The 15,334-nt window shown below is 45.4% G+C and carries 13 protein-coding genes; 7 read left to right on the top strand and 6 right to left on the bottom strand.

Annotated features, from left to right (window positions below; all coding sequences use genetic code 11):
• The first annotated feature begins 219 nt into the window (after positions 1 to 219).
• From ylqF to NI389_RS09770, 5 genes are all read left to right on the top strand, one after another.
• The gene (gene ylqF / locus NI389_RS09790; protein WP_208841872.1) at positions 220 to 1,173 is read left to right on the top strand and encodes a ribosome biogenesis GTPase YlqF; all 954 of its coding nucleotides are present in this window, start codon (positions 220 to 222) and stop codon (positions 1,171 to 1,173) included.
• Positions 1,174 to 1,617: 444 nt separating this feature from the next.
• Entirely contained in the window at positions 1,618 to 2,919 is a 1,302-nt protein-coding gene (locus NI389_RS09785) for a GntP family permease (RefSeq protein ID WP_308359622.1), read from the top strand.
• Between the two features lie 148 nt (positions 2,920 to 3,067).
• Positions 3,068 to 3,862: a TIGR00266 family protein gene (locus NI389_RS09780; RefSeq protein WP_372588628.1), complete on the top strand. Its 795-nt coding sequence runs from the start codon at positions 3,068 to 3,070 to the stop codon at positions 3,860 to 3,862.
• 162 nt (positions 3,863 to 4,024) lie between these two features.
• Positions 4,025 to 6,112: an elongation factor G gene (fusA, locus tag NI389_RS09775; RefSeq protein WP_308359619.1), complete on the top strand. Its 2,088-nt coding sequence runs from the start codon at positions 4,025 to 4,027 to the stop codon at positions 6,110 to 6,112.
• Positions 6,113 to 6,563: 451 nt separating this feature from the next.
• The gene (locus NI389_RS09770; protein WP_208841870.1) at positions 6,564 to 6,752 is read left to right on the top strand and encodes a hypothetical protein; all 189 of its coding nucleotides are present in this window, start codon (positions 6,564 to 6,566) and stop codon (positions 6,750 to 6,752) included.
• Here the strand turns inward: NI389_RS09770 and NI389_RS09765 are convergent.
• From NI389_RS09765 to NI389_RS09740, 6 genes are all read right to left on the bottom strand, one after another.
• On the bottom strand, positions 6,741 to 7,091 hold the full coding sequence (locus NI389_RS09765; protein ID WP_308359616.1) for a hypothetical protein: 351 nt from the start codon (positions 7,089 to 7,091) through the stop codon (positions 6,741 to 6,743). The genes NI389_RS09770 and NI389_RS09765 overlap by 12 nt on opposite strands.
• A 9-nt stretch (positions 7,092 to 7,100) precedes the next feature.
• Positions 7,101 to 7,607 carry a hypothetical protein gene (locus tag NI389_RS09760; protein WP_308359614.1) on the bottom strand — a complete coding sequence of 169 codons (507 nt, stop codon included), beginning with the start codon at positions 7,605 to 7,607 and terminating at the stop codon, positions 7,101 to 7,103.
• Between the two features lie 260 nt (positions 7,608 to 7,867).
• Positions 7,868 to 8,050, bottom strand: coding sequence for a hypothetical protein (locus tag NI389_RS09755; RefSeq protein ID WP_208841867.1), 183 nt, complete (start codon positions 8,048 to 8,050; stop codon positions 7,868 to 7,870).
• 273 nt (positions 8,051 to 8,323) lie between these two features.
• Positions 8,324 to 9,601 carry an alpha/beta hydrolase gene (locus NI389_RS09750; protein WP_308359613.1) on the bottom strand — a complete coding sequence of 426 codons (1,278 nt, stop codon included), beginning with the start codon at positions 9,599 to 9,601 and terminating at the stop codon, positions 8,324 to 8,326.
• 26 nt (positions 9,602 to 9,627) lie between these two features.
• Entirely contained in the window at positions 9,628 to 12,348 is a 2,721-nt protein-coding gene (locus NI389_RS09745) for a CHASE domain-containing protein (RefSeq protein ID WP_308359611.1), read from the bottom strand.
• A 49-nt stretch (positions 12,349 to 12,397) separates the two neighbouring features.
• On the bottom strand, positions 12,398 to 12,859 hold the full coding sequence (locus NI389_RS09740) for an Lrp/AsnC family transcriptional regulator (RefSeq protein ID WP_308362537.1): 462 nt from the start codon (positions 12,857 to 12,859) through the stop codon (positions 12,398 to 12,400).
• Positions 12,860 to 13,022: 163 nt separating this feature from the next.
• Here NI389_RS09740 and NI389_RS09735 point away from each other — a divergent pair, with 163 nt between their 5' ends.
• A complete protein-coding gene (locus tag NI389_RS09735; RefSeq protein ID WP_308359609.1) occupies positions 13,023 to 14,204 on the top strand; it encodes a PrnB family protein in 1,182 nt (393 codons plus the stop codon).
• A 2-nt stretch (positions 14,205 to 14,206) separates the two neighbouring features.
• The gene (locus tag NI389_RS09730) at positions 14,207 to 15,322 is read left to right on the top strand and encodes an aminotransferase class V-fold PLP-dependent enzyme (protein ID WP_308359607.1); all 1,116 of its coding nucleotides are present in this window, start codon (positions 14,207 to 14,209) and stop codon (positions 15,320 to 15,322) included.
• The last annotated feature ends 12 nt before the right edge of the window (positions 15,323 to 15,334 follow it).

Below are 15,334 nucleotides of genomic sequence, written 5' to 3'. Positions count from 1 at the left end.
TCTATTCACCCAACCCACCTTTCTTTTATCTTTTTTTGCCGTGACGGCTTACGCCCGTGTTTGGTGTTTTTACTCTTTGATAGCGTCAAAATGGACGCGGCATTCATCTCTTTTCACTTCTATAGTAAACTATCCTTATTCCATCCAAGTGCCGTAATACTGGAAATGCCATTTTTCTTAGTATTGCCAAGAACTTAGTTAATAAAGGTTTAAATTTAAATGACGAGACAGACTATTCAGTGGTTCCCTGGCCACATGAACAAAGCGCGCAATGAAATCAAAGAGATCATGCCGCAGATGGATGTCATTATCGAAGTGTTAGATGCGCGAATTCCTTACAGTAGCGAAAACCCTATGGTTGCGGAGCTTCGCGGAGATAAGCCGGTCATCAAAATTTTGAACAAAGCGGATCTTGCAGATCCGGAGAAAACAGCACAATGGCAAGCTTATTTGGAACAAGAAGCCGGTGTAAAAACACTGGCATTTGGTCATGAAAAAGCTGCGGAAGTGCATCAAATTAACGAACTGTGTAAGAAGCTCGTGCCGCATAAATTAGGTGCAGACAAGCAGATCAAAGCCATGATTATGGGGATCCCGAATGTGGGTAAATCCACCCTAATCAATATTCTGGCTGGACGCATTGTGGCAAAAACGGGTAACGAACCCGCGGTTACCAAAGCACAGCAGCGTATCAAACTTGAAGATGGCATTATGCTGTATGACACACCTGGAATGCTTTGGCCAAAAGTAGAAAACGGTAATTCAGGATATCGATTAGCGGCGACCGGCGCGGTGCGAGATACCGCAATGAACTACGAAGAAGTGGCAAGCTTTACTGCTGAATACCTGCTGTCCGAGTACCCTGAGCTGTTAAAAGCGCGCTACAAGATGGAAGAACTGCCAGAGTGTGATTGGGAGTTTATTGAGCGAGCGGGCAAGCTGCGTGGTTGCCTACGTAGTGGGGCTCAAGTGGATACACATAAGTTCTCAGAGATTTTGATCAATGAACTGCGTGATGCGGTCATTGGGCGTATCACGATGGAAACGCCAGCCATGCGCGAAGAAGAAGAAGTCATGGTGCAACAGCAACGGGAAGAAGCAGAAGCAAAGAAAGCGGCAAAAGCCGAAGAAAAGAAAATGCGCTTGGCTCGAGCGCGTAAGAATCGCCGCTAGGTCGATTGTAGACGTGATCGGTTGCAATAAAAAAAGCCCTTTCGGGCTTTTTTGTTTCATATCTACCGTCACCGATATGAGCAATGTAGCAAGTAAAATTGTGAAGAGGTTGAATAGAAGAGGCTTCAAGGGGCGTTGTTACCTCTAATATTCGACCATACGTTTAACGTTCGCCAACGTGTTTCAGGGTCGAGAAACAGAATCGTCGTTACAAGCCAACTACTTACCTGTCTTGTTGAGATTGATTATCAGTTAGATTAAGCTGGCAGTCAATACTTATTTGAAAATAATTCTCATTTAATCTTTTCGTGTGTTTTTTCAGTCACCCTTTGCCGGTATTGAATTACCTTGCCGATCTTTTAAGCAACCTGCAGGCTTTGAAGTCTCGTAATTTACGTTTTTTTAACGTATAAAAGGAGAAAAAAGAATGAAATAGGAACGGTTATGTTAAGTCTTATTGGACTATTGGGCGCGCTTGTTGCACTCATCTGGCTCACGCTACGAGGATTTAATCTGTTCATTTCGGCACCACTTTGCGCACTGCTCGTTGCCTTGACGAGTCACACTGCTGTCTTTCCCATCACGTCAGAGGTCAACTTTATTGATGCCTATATGGGTGGCTTTGCTAGTTTCGTAAAGGCTTGGTTCTTGATGTTTTTGCTAGGCAGTTTGTTTGGCAAGTTAATGGAAGAATGTGGCGCTGCGGATGCGGTGGCACGGTGGATAGTATCGAAGTTGGGAATGCAGTACGCGGTATTAGCAGTTGTTGTTGCGTGCGCGGTATTGACCTATGGCGGAGTGAGTGTCTTTATCGTCGCGTTTTCCGTTTACCCCATGGCATTGAGTCTGTTCAAAGATGCTAATTTGCCGCGTCGTTTTATTCCCGCAACACTGGCCTTTGGTTCAGTGACGTTTACCATGACGTCGGCTGGCAGCCCTGAAATCCAAAATTGGATCCCAATTCAATATCTCGGCACGTCGCCTTACGCCGCGTGGCAAGAGAGCCTTGTCATTGCGATTGTGATGGCGGTGCTTGGCTATGTGTTGTTGAATTGGATGATCAAACAGGCGAAAGCGAACGGAGAACATTTTGAAAGTCGCGATGGTGACCCTGAATCAACAAATCGTGCATTACCTCATCCACTAACCGGGCTACTTCCTTTGTTTGTGGTGTTGGGGCTCTCATACTACTTTCATGATCTCTTAAAGCAAAGTGCTTTGATTGTCGCGCTGTTGGGTGGTGTGCTCTCGTTACTGGTTATCAATTGGCGCTATTTTAGCCGACTACATCACGCCGTTGGCTATGCCTCGACAGGCGCCCTTGTTGCGATAGGTAATACTGCAGCTGTGGTTGGATTTGGCTCTGTTGCGAAACTCTCACCTGCTTTTCAAGAAGCGGTGAGCGTGATGATGACCATGCCGGGTCATGAGCTAGTTGGTGCAGCTATCGCCGTCAGTGTTATTGCTGGGCTTACCGGCTCGGCGTCAGGTGGACAAGCGATTGCGTTGCCTTTGGTTGCACCACATTATCTTGATGCGGGCGTGTCACCAGAACAATTACACCGTATCGTTGCAATTAGTTCAGGCGCGCTAGATACCTTGCCTCACAATGGCTACGTAGTAACAACCATCCGGGCTATTTGCAACGAGAAACATGAGACGGCGTATTGGCCACTGGCACTGCTGACTGTGGTAGTACCCTTGCTTGGGTTGTTGCTCATTCTCGGCTTGTTTATTTGGTTTTAGTGGTGTTTCTCACACTTACTTACAGTTTTAGCGTGGACAGCAAAACGAAATTCGGCAAGATGGGAAGAAAGAACGATTCGACGTGCTACTCACATTGAACGGGATAGGTCGTCAATCTTTTACAGCGTAATGTTATGTGCATGGGAGAATAGAAATGAGATGCCACGAAATTGACTATCGAATTATCGGCGAATCAATGCAAATGGTTGAGGTTGAGCTCGACCCAGGTGAAGCCGTAATTGCGGAAGCGGGCGCCATGAACTACATCGAAGACGGGATCCAGTTTGAAGCTAAAATGGGTGATGGTTCGGACGTCGATCAGGGGTTTATGGGCAAGCTATTTAGTGCGGGTAAACGCATGATCAGCGGCGAATCGTTGTTTATGACGCATTTTACCAATCGCGGCATGGGAAAAAAGCACGCGGCATTTGCAGCTCCATTTCCAGGGACAATTGTGCCACTCAATATGGCTCAGTTAGGCCAATCGGTCTATCTGCAAAAAGATTCATTCCTATGTGCTGCACTTGGTACGAAAGTAGACATTGCGTTTCAGCGTAAGTTAGGTGCCGGTTTCTTTGGTGGCGAAGGGTTTATCCTCGAACACCTGCAAGGTGATGGGATGGCCTTTGCACATGCGGGTGGTACGGTCATCGAAAAAGAATTACGAGGTGAAACATTGCGCGTGGATACAGGCTGTGTGGTCGGTTTTACGGGTGGTATCGACTTTGATATAGAACGAGTTAAAGGCCTTAAAAGTATGTTCTTTGGTGGCGAAGGTTTGTTCTTAGCGACGTTATCTGGCCATGGAAAGGTTTGGATCCAAAGTTTACCGTTCTCACGTTTAGCTGACCGAGTCATTGAACATGCGCCACAAATGGGTGGACAAAGACAAGGCGAAGGCTCAATTTTAGGCTCATTAGGCGACTTAATTGACGGAGATTGATAATTTTGGCGGCATAAATGTCGCCAAAATTCCTTGTACACTTATTCATCTAAAAAAATTTTCTCAAATTGCACGCATTTTAAGCGGTTTCAAGGATGATGTTCGCTACAAGAGGTGATATACTCCCGCCGAATAATTTTTCTACTTAAACAGAGCACATCAATGGCAGATTTATCAAAATACAGAAATATTGGTATTTTCGCGCACGTTGACGCTGGTAAAACCACGACAACAGAACGTATTCTTAAGCTTACTGGTAAAATCCATAAGCTAGGCGAAGTACACGACGGCGCGTCGACCATGGACTTCATGGAGCAAGAAGCTGAGCGTGGTATCACGATCCAATCAGCAGCGACTACCTGTTTCTGGAAAGATCACCGTTTTAACGTTATCGACACTCCGGGACACGTTGACTTCACAGTAGAAGTATACCGTTCACTTAAAGTTCTTGACGGTGGTGTGGGTGTATTCTGTGGTTCTGGTGGTGTTGAGCCTCAGTCTGAAACAAACTGGCGTTACGCGAACGACGCAGAAGTATCTCGTCTAATCTTCGTAAACAAGCTAGACCGTATGGGTGCGGATTTCTACCGCGTAGTTGGTCAAGTTAAGAAAGTACTTGGCGCAAACCCACTTGTTATGACGCTTCCAATTGGTATCGAAGACCAATTCATCGGTGTTGTTGACGTTCTAACTAAGCAAGCATACGTATGGGACGATTCAGGTCAACCTGAAAACTACACAGTTCAAGACGTACCAGCAGACATGGTTGACAAAGTTGACGAATACCATGAAATGCTAGTTGAGTCTGCAGTTGAGCAAGACGACGAACTAATGATGGCTTACATGGATGGTGAAGTTCCATCTGTTGAGCAATTAAAAGCATGTATCCGTAAAGGTACACGTGACCTAGCGTTCTTCCCAACGTTCTGTGGTTCTGCGTTCAAAAACAAAGGTATGCAACTTCTACTAGACGCAGTTGTTGAGTACCTACCAGCTCCAACTGAAGTTGCTCCACAAGATCTAACTGATCCAGAAACTGGTGAGCCAACAGGCGCAGTTGCTACTGTATCTGTAGACGAGCCTTTCCGTGCGCTTGCGTTCAAGATCATGGATGACCGTTTCGGTGCACTTACGTTCGTACGTATCTACTCTGGTAAGCTGAAGAAAGGTGACACAATCCTTAACTCTGCTACAGGTAAAACAGAGCGTGTTGGCCGTATGGTTGAAATGCACGCAAACGACCGTAACGAGCTTGAATCAGCTCAAGCTGGTGACATCATCGCTATCGTTGGTATGAAGAACGTTCAAACAGGTCACACACTATGTGATCCTAAGCACGAATGTACGCTTGAGCCAATGATCTTCCCAACGCCGGTAATCTCTATCGCTGTAACACCAAAAGACAAAGGTGCTGCAGAGAAGCTAGGTATCGCGCTAGGTAAGATGCTTGCAGAAGATCCATCATTCCAAGTTGAAACAGACGAAGAAACGGGTGACACTATCCTTAAAGGGATGGGTGAACTTCACCTTGACATCAAAGTTGACATCCTTAAGCGTACATTCGGTATCGAATTGAACGTAGGTGCTCCACAGGTTGCTTACCGTGAAACTATCACGAAGCCAGTTGAAGACAGCTACACGCATAAGAAGCAATCAGGTGGTTCTGGTCAATTCGGTAAGATCGATTACCGTATCAAGCCAGGTGAAGTTGGTTCAGGCTTCGTGTTCAAGTCTACAGTTGTTGGTGGTAACGTTCCTAAGGAATTCTGGCCAGCAGTTGAGAAAGGCTTCAAGTCTATGATGAACGAGGGTGTGCTTGCAGGCTTCCCAGTTCTAGACATCGAAGTTGAACTATTTGACGGTTCATTCCACGCAGTTGACTCGTCAGCTATCGCGTTCGAAATCGCTGCTAAAGGCGCATTCCGTCAATCAATCCCGAAAGCGGGTGCACAACTTCTTGAGCCAATCATGAAAGTTGACGTGTTCACACCAGAAGACAACGTAGGTGACGTAATCGGTGACCTTAACCGTCGTCGTGGTATGATCAAAGACCAAGAGCCGGGTGCAATGGGTATCCGTATCAAGGGTGAAGTTCCACTTTCAGAGATGTTTGGTTACATCGGTCACTTACGTACTATCACGTCTGGCCGTGGTCAATTCTCTATGGAATTCTCACACTACATGCCATGTCCAATGAACGTGGCAGATGCGGTAATCGCAGCTGAGAAAGAGAAAAAAGCGAAGAAGTAATCTTACTTTTGAGCTAAAAAAAGCCTCGATTTAATCGGGGCTTTTTTGTTTTTGGTAGACACACCGCTGTGTTGACCGTGTTAGTATGATTAGAAGGCCGTTATTGAGAGTGTTTTAGTGGCGGATCTTCATTTCGATGTTTTGATAGGGCCTGCGCTTAAAACCTTTCCTGCCACATCTCGTTGTTACTTCATTTCTCCCTTTACCAGCCCTGATAGGTTAAGTCGCGAATGCACAGAAAACGGTGTTGAATGCCGATTAAAGGCTGTTCATAGGCAAAGAATCTTTGCTTTATCGTATTCTGCGAATTATGGTAATAGAAAGGGGGAGTTGGTGAGTATGCTAGGTTTTGTAATTAGAAATGAAACCAAACGGCGTCAATAGGCGGGTTTGCCACCTTATTGTACTTACCGAATACAATTCATTGGTGTAAAGAGACGTTTGAGGTGCCATGCCAATTCTTCAAGTGATCTATATCTTCATTTTTGCGCTGTTTGGGATGGCTACGACGGATTTAGCACGTTTCATCTACCTCAATTGGCGTTACGAAGAAATCCGTCTTAATTTGATTATACGCGTTACGGCGTACTCTATTCTCATTGTCATTTTAGCGGTATTAGGTCCCCTGTTATTTGCCTAACGTTATGGCTTCACAGGTTTTATTTACACACAGGGCTTGTACTGGGTAAACCGTTGGGCATGTGTGAGTATCGGCTTGTTGCTTTACGTGTTGCTGCATGACCCATTGTTGGTATTGTTGGGCTTCTAATTCGCTTAAGGCTTTGGTTGAGTATACTTGATAGCCAGAGGGAGAAGCGCAATTTGAAGCCATTGGAAGTTCAATAACGTGACATTGAAAACTACCATCACAACCACTCACGTCTTTATTGTTAAAGCTACTGCTGTTCAGAGAAGGAACCGAAATGGACTCGCAACCCACTAAGAACACGAGACCGAGAGTACCAAGTAGACGTATCATTAAAAGCTCCTAATAAGCCGGATTTGCGGATGCATCCGTGGTGCATTGTTGATTGACGCATTGTACCAAAGGTTGCGTAAGATGTTCGCAAATGCTCATGGTCATTTCTTTTTTATTTTTAGCATTTTCCGCCGCAGTGATGGCTTTTGCGAGCTTCTCGACCTCTTGTTGTGGTGCATGATCCGTTGAATAAACGAGATAGCTTGATGGACCGCCACAGGCACGTTTTCCTACAGGTATTACCTGACAAGACGCCTGAGAAGTACATTGTTTATTTTCTGTCAGAGAATTTAACTGTTGTTTCAGTGACGCAACATCGATACTTGGTTGAGCTTCTTGAGCTTCTTGAGCTTCTTGAGCTTCTTGAGCTTCTTGAGCTTCTTGAGCTTCCTTAAGCGGCTCAAGCTTGGGTGTTGGCTGTTCTTTTACGGTTTCCGGTGCGTTATGGTCGGATTTAACGTCGTTACAGGCACTCAGTGACATCGCTAAAGCCATAATTAAAAGGGAATATTTCATGGGAAGTTTCTGCCGTACATAAAGAATGTTCCGTACAGCATGCCTGTCTATAAATTAGAATACAAGCTTAGTGTTTGTACAAGCTGCAAGCGCTCTGCGGGGCAATATAATGAAATAGTGCATTTTTCTATCACCACTGCAGAGTGAGCGCTTTAGTATTGTCATTGTATTAACCTAAGTTGCGTATACGAGGTGGAAAGTACCAATCCATACTGTCAGCAGGCATGATTAACTGCTGCTATGCGCATCTGAGGTTATGATTAGTTATAGCCAAGGACAAAAACTTTTGGTTCTTCACCTTTACGTTTCTGCTCTTTTGTTGGGCTTAGCAAACCGTAGACTTCGTCGCGGTAGCTATCACTTTCATTCAATAAGTGATCGTCAATAGGTTGAGTTAGTTCACGCTCTGGTGCTAAAACAGATTTGTTCAATTTATGTGTCATAAGGTTCCCCCAGTTTTACCGTATGTGTTTTGATTACGAGACGCGATATTCGCGCCGTGCCGTAAATATAGAGCATAGACCATGCCATTGAGATGATCTGGCTCATGTTCTGATTTATACCGCTATTTTTCTTAAATATTGCTGAATATTTAATCTTAAGCGTACTAAATTGGATCATTTTTGCACTATAACAGCGCAAAGTGCATAAAGTGGACTGATCACTTATAAAGTATTAGTAAAAAAGAATGTGCTCAGTCTTATGGATTGGAATAGTTATGGCAAAGTGCGAACGAAGCGTTCAAGTACTTGTTCTAATTGATGATAGTAAGGGTTGTAGGTAAGTCGTTGAAATATCAGGTTAGATTGCGTGTTTTCAATTGTCGTTTCACCACGGGCCGCATTTTGTTCCAGCGTACACAGTGCATACTTTTGCAGGTCATTTAAATAAATTCCGCAGTGTCGATATATCCCATTTTTTCCGTAAAAGGGGTGTGAGGGTGGATGTAAAAGGCCAATATGCGACATTCCATTGAACGCAGCGCAAGGTCCTTCGATACATCGAGCTTGCTCGATTTGGTATTTTGTCCCGAGTACAGATTGCGCCCAAGACCGCTCTCCATAAAGTAATAAGGTATCACTTGGATGATGCCATTGGGCTAACAGGCCTAATGTTGCATGACTATCAATCGTTGTATCCACCTCGCTAAGTAGCGTTAGTTTGGGAATGTTTCGTAATGCGACGTGGTTGAAGTTGGGTTGATAAAACGTATTCATGACCTCATGGACTAACGCGGCGGCAGCCATGGGAAAACTTTCGTATTTAAAAGGGTCAAGATCTGGTGCTTCATCTAACCAACGAAGACCCGGTACGTACTGAAGCCACTGTGCCAAATAGCTGTATTTATTGTGCGATTGCGATGCGGGCGCAATCAGCACTAAACCGGATACTTTATTCGGTTGAATTGATGCTGCGGCAAGCGCGAGCGCCGCGCCTGTGGAATACCCAATAAGCAATACTTGTTCAAAATCTTTTTGAGCATCAAGCAGCGCATCTTGTGTTATTTCCGACCACGCTGTCGCGTCGACTTGCTGTAAATCACTAGGAGCGGTTGCGTGGCCAGGGAGCAGCAAAGTGCGTACTGTATAGCCTTGTGCCCAGAGCAAAGGGGCAATTGCATGAAAGCTAAACGGCGAATCGGTTAATCCATGAAAAAGTAGTGCCACTTTTTTAGAGCGGGGTTGCTCAAGTTCAAAAGGGGCGACGAGATCGTTGACGGTTACGGGTGGGATAAGCTGGTTGTGTTTGATTAGCCATTGTGTTGTTGGCGTGCTAATAGGGCAAGGTAACGTACCGCGAGGGTTACGAGTTGCGATAATTTGTTTACTTTGCGCGGCATAACTCGAAAAAGACGGCGTGTTGCGGTACGACACGAAAAGCGGCTCTTCGTTGTTAGCATAACGGTATGGCGCCTCTTGGATTTGTGCTTCCAATTGTTCAGCATTTAAACGCGAAGGTAAGCAGCTTGGTTCGGCAAAAGTTGCTGAGCTCATGAACCATAGAAGCAACCACATTCTTGTCATGAAGTTGCCAGTCTCATGAGTAACTCGCCGAGCTTGTCTCTGTCTAAAGGTTTCGCGAGGTGAAAATTAAAACCAATCGCCTCGGCATGCGCTTTGTGTTCTGGCATGACGTCGGCGGTGAGCGCGACAATCGGCAGCGTACTTTTTGATTTTTGTTCGCGGATTAGGGCGGTTGCTTGGTAGCCATCCATAACTGGCATTTGGCAATCCATCAACACAACATCAAAATGTTCCAACGCAACTAAGTTAACTGCCAATTGACCATTTTCAACTATGGTCGGTTCAATGTTGAAAGAATTCAGCATGGCTTTAATGACGACTTGATTCACGGGATTGTCTTCGGCAACCAAAATATGCAGTTTTGATAACACCTGATTGTCGATGTTGACCACTTGCGTTGCGGGAGCTTTACCGACAGGAAGTTTCAGTTCAAGATTAAATGTCGTGCCTACGCCAAATTCACTGTTGATTTTGAGCTCCCCACCCATGAGTCGACATAAGTCCCTTGAAATTGCTAAACCGAGCCCCGTTCCACCAAATTTGCGAGAGGTGGAAGAATCCGCTTGGCTAAAAGGTGCAAAGACGACTTCGAGTTTGCTGGGTTCAATACCAATACCTGTGTCGGCAACTGAAATTGCGAACTTGAAATAGCGCTTTTCGATTTTATGTTGGACAGACACCACTACTTTGCCGCGAGAGGTAAACTTAATCGCATTGCTGCACAGGTTTATTAATACTTGCTCGAGACGCAGCACATCACCTCTGAGCCAGCAGTCGTTTGGTAACGAGTGCTCGATGCGCCACGTTAGCCCTTTTTCCTGAGCGGCTGTTGCAAACATACTGTCTAAACGCAATAACACGTCACTCAAATTAAAATCGTGTTCTTCCAATACCAATTTGTTTGATTCAATTTTGGAAATATCAAGAATGTCATTCACAAGGTTCAGTAAGGTTTTTGCAGCAAGCCCAATCCGTTCAATGTAGGTATGCAGTTCATCACTGGATTTGGTAATTTTGGCCAAAGAGGCAAACCCGATCACCGCATTTAATGGCGTGCGGATTTCATGGCTCATATTGGCTAAGAAGCGACTTTTCGCCTGATTGGCTTCGTCTGATTCACGCTTGGCTTTGGCAAGGGATAGTGTTTTCACTTCCACTAAATGATTAAGTGCCTCGCTTTGACGAACAAAAAGTAAAATGAGTAGCGACAGTAAACTGCAGATAGAGATTTGCAGGATCATCAGCATTAACGTTTGCTGATGATTCAAATTCGAAATAAATTCATCCCGTAAGCTGAGTTCCATACGCCAAGTTTGCCCTGCAAAATACAGCGTGCGCTCTCTGGTGTATGGGTAACTAGACGGTTGCTCCGACCCTCGATTCTGATAAAACGGCAGTGTTTTCCCTGATTCGTACAGCGCCACGTTAAGCATCTGTGCATTACTTTGCGTGATGGCCTCTTCAACGATGGTTTTCGCATCCACAACAATCGTAGCAAATCCACCGATTTGATGGTTACCCGTTTTAGTATCGATTTTGGATGAGTAAACTGGCGCAAACAGCAAGTAAGCCGGTTGGTCATTACTGGATTGAACCAGCTGAAGGATCCCTGAGGCTTGAGGCGTATTCGATAACTCAGCGGCAATGAGCGCGGATTTTCGATCTGGACGAGAATACACATTAAAACCAAGGGCATTGCGGTTATCCGCTTCAGGAAGAATATACGTGACCACCACTCTTGGGTCATTTTCACTTAGCGGAGCGCCTTTGATGGCGACATCATTGCCATACAGTGACTGCAAACGTTTGTTGAAGGCATCAACATCGGCAGGTGCAACCGCCACATTCCAAGACAAGGCTTTAATGAATGGGTGTTGGCGGCGCAGTTTTGCTGCCGCGAGCTTGAATTCTGGCAACGTTAAATGTGGGTCTTGGTAGATAACCGCAGATAAATCGTAGGCGGCTAAAAGTGTTCTACCTAAGTGGCGATGGAGAATCGTTTCAACGACTTGTGCTTCTCTGTCGGCAACCTGAGTTGCGTTATGTTGGTTGTTTTTGGTGTACATATAGGTTGTGGCCGCAACGGAGCAGATCAACGCCATGCTACCAATGACAGCCGACCAAGAGCGTGGTTTATGCGCCACGTTTTTTAACCAAGGTTGCACTAACACCATGATAATCGGTGTAATTAAAATAACCCCTAAACTGTCGCCTAGCCACCAAAATAGCATGTTCGTCCAGTGATTTTCTGGACTGTAATGAGGATTAAACAAGCTTAATGACGCGACACCAACATTGGATGAAATTAAGTTGACGACAATGCCGACAATACCGATAACGTAAAACGCGTGAATGCGGGATTTGGGAAATAAGGGGTTACCCAACCAATTGCGCAGGAGTAGTCCACCTACAAGTGCTTGGAGCATGGCACCGGTAGCGATAAGGCTAATTTCAGCAACTTTGAGCCATGAAAATGCGAGCAATGCACCAGTTTGTGAGACACTCCAATTAAATATTGCGGAGGCGAGAAAGACTCCGGGTAGAAAACGCAATCCACAAACGTAAGTCCCCGTAAGCGCTATGCCCGCGGGTAACCAAATGGGCAACACTTGCGATTGGACCGTAAAAAACAGGAGCGCATGTCCACTGACCACATAGGCAACCAAAAATAAAAGGTATAGCGTGGCTTTTTGCCATCGAGATTGAAGAGTAAGCACGACGTTTCTACATCTTTCCTTGGTTGTCACGAGTGACTTTAGTATAGCCTTAAATTGGCAGTGAGCGTCTACTAAATGTTTGTTTTAGCACTATTGTTGATTCAACCGCTGCAACATGGTGCTGCGTAGCTAGCTTGTGTTTTAGAAAAAACTCATAGTGCTCTAGGTCCTCTGCGACCACTTCCAACAAATAATCGTAGCTCCCAGAGATGACTGAACAGCTCAACACGTGCGCAAGTGATTCAACATGGGATTCAAATTGACTCGCCGCAACCGCCGAGTTTTCAGACAAGCGAACAAACGCGTAGACCAATACACTCAGGCCGAGGGATTTTGCATTAAGCTTGGCGTGGTAACCCTCTATAACGCCGTCCGACTGCAATTTTTTAACGCGTCGTAGGCAAGGGGTGTCAGATAAACTAACGTGTTCAGCTAGGGCGCTGTTGGACATGCGCGCATTATTCTGAAGTGCACGTAAGACTTCTTTGTCTTTCTTATCAAGCGGTGACATTTGAGTGGATTTCACTATTTTTTTATCCTAATTTACTTATTGTTGCTAATAAGTGGTGTAAATCAACTTTATTTTACGAATTTTATTTCGAGGAGCTTTGTTAAGCTGTTGACTATGGGGCACTGTAACTTGAGTGTCAGACGTCGTGAAAATAGAGAATAAAATGAGTACGTTATCAACAGAATTTGACCAGTGGATCCGACATGACTTTGTAGAGTTGAATGATCAACTTGAAGCGTTGTATTGGCAGCAAGAGGATAAAGCGAATGTCGCCGATGTAGGTGAAGACTTTAAGCAAACGCTTACCACGCAAGGCAATGCGTTTATCATCAAATTGCTTGCTGAGGGCAACACCGATGAAGGCTTCGAAAATGCCTTTGATTTACTTGGGAATGTAGGGTTATTTATGGCGGCATGTCGTCGCCATGAAATTACAGAACCGAGTCGCGAGGTCATTTCGCCTTTACAAGAGGCGTCGGCCCTTGCCATGCACATAGGTGCATCCATTGGGGTTACACCTCGCTTTGCAACCGCACATTTAACCACTCACAATAAAGCGGTGAGTGGGGTGTATAAGCGTTTCACCAATCTTCATGCGGAGAAGCTGTTTATTGATTACAACACGCGCGGCATTTTGGCGTATAAACGAGCCGCGGAATCGTTGATAAAAATTCACGCCCTCGGCATTTCACATCCAATGACACCGATTTTACTGACAGAAGTAAAACGAGCGCTGCTCGATGTCATTGAATCAAATCAAATTTTGTATACGGAATTAGACACCGACGCGTTTTTTTATCAAGTTCGACCGTATTACAAGCCTTACCGTGTTGGTAAAGAGATTTACCGGGGTGCAAATGCAGGCGATTTTGCTGGTATTAACGTTATCGACCTGATGCTGGGCTTATGCCAAGCCAACGATGTGCAGTATGGCCAAATGCTCGTTGATAAATTTTTGTACATGATGCCGGAAGATCAAGCGACACTTCGCGAGTGTATGCGTTTGCCTAATTTGTTTGATGCGCTGCTTGCTGAAGCCGAAAATGGTCATACGGGAAGTTGGTTTGAAGAAACGGCCACCTTGTTTATGCAAGTGTGTAAATTGCACGGGGATACGGCCATCCAACATCACAACCAATTGGTGAGTAAATACATCGCCCATCCTTCACAGCGTTTGGCACAGCAACACATGGACAAAGTCACCGCCAGTGGACCACCGCTGCCAGTATTGCTTAAGCAATTAGAAACATTACGAGACAAACGCGCCGCGGCCAATCGTGAAGACATCTATACTCGTTATCAAGATTTGCAAATACTCCGCCAACGAGTAAAAGGGAGCGCTTAAGCATGATAAACAAAGGTGATGTGTTTCACTTGCCAAAGGACGGAACTTACTTGCTCAGCCACTCTGTTGGTCGGCCTTTAAAGTCCTTACAAGCGTATTTACAAACGCACTATTTCGAACCTTGGGAACAGGGCTTAGTGGAACCTTGGGGACATTGGTTGCAGGGCATTGAGCAATTTACTGCTGCACTCGGGAAGCTATTCAATGCGCCAGCCACGCAGTTTTGTCCTCAAACCAACGTATCCAGTGGTTTAACGAAGCTATTACAAAGCTTGCCTTCATCCCCGTCACCCATTCGGTTGTTGATGAGTGAAAATGACTTTCCAAGCATGGGGTTTGTTGCACAGTGTGCGCGCAACGACATTGAGCTTCACTTTATTGGCGCGGATGCAAATATGAGTGATCCTGACGTTTGGCAAATGCACTTAACCCCAGATATCGACCTTGTTTTTGTCAGTCACGTTTATTCAAATACTGGCCAGCAAGCGCCCATTTCCTTTATCGCCTCAAAAGCAAAAGAACGCGGTATAAAAGTCATTCTAGACGTTGCCCAATCTGCAGGGATTTTACCTGTCGATCTCAATGCACTACACATTGACGCGATGTTGGGGTCGTCAGTCAAATGGTTGTGCGGTGGACCCGGTGCGGCCTATCTATGGGTTAGTGAGGCGTTTCTCAATGAATTAAAACCGAAGGATGTCGGATGGTTTTCGCACGCCAATCCATTTGAATTCGACATCCATCACTTCGAATTTCATCAAACCGCACTGCGCTTTTGGGGAGGGACGCCGTCCGTAGAGCCTTTTATTGGTGCGGCGCACAGCATTCACTATTTTACTGAACTTGGCATTGCACAAGTGCGAGAGCATAACTGGGCTTTGCTCGCTCAGTTACACTCCGCGCTTGATGCGTACATGGTGTCTGAATGCAAAATAGAGCGCGCTTCTGGTACGGCGATTGTGTCGTTTGGTGAAAACAATGGGCGAATTTTAGAGGCACTTAAGGAACAGCAGATAGCGGTAGATTGTCGCCTGCATGGACTGCGCATTTCACCCCATTTATACAATACACAAGATGACCTTAATCGGCTTATTGAGGTGGTTCAAGCTCACCTTTGAGCTTGAACTTGG

Origin of the sequence: Pseudoalteromonas xiamenensis, assembly GCF_030994125.1 — a bacterium.
Lineage (GTDB): Bacteria > Pseudomonadota > Gammaproteobacteria > Enterobacterales > Alteromonadaceae > Pseudoalteromonas > Pseudoalteromonas xiamenensis_B.
This window is presented reverse-complemented; position numbering and strand designations above follow the sequence as displayed.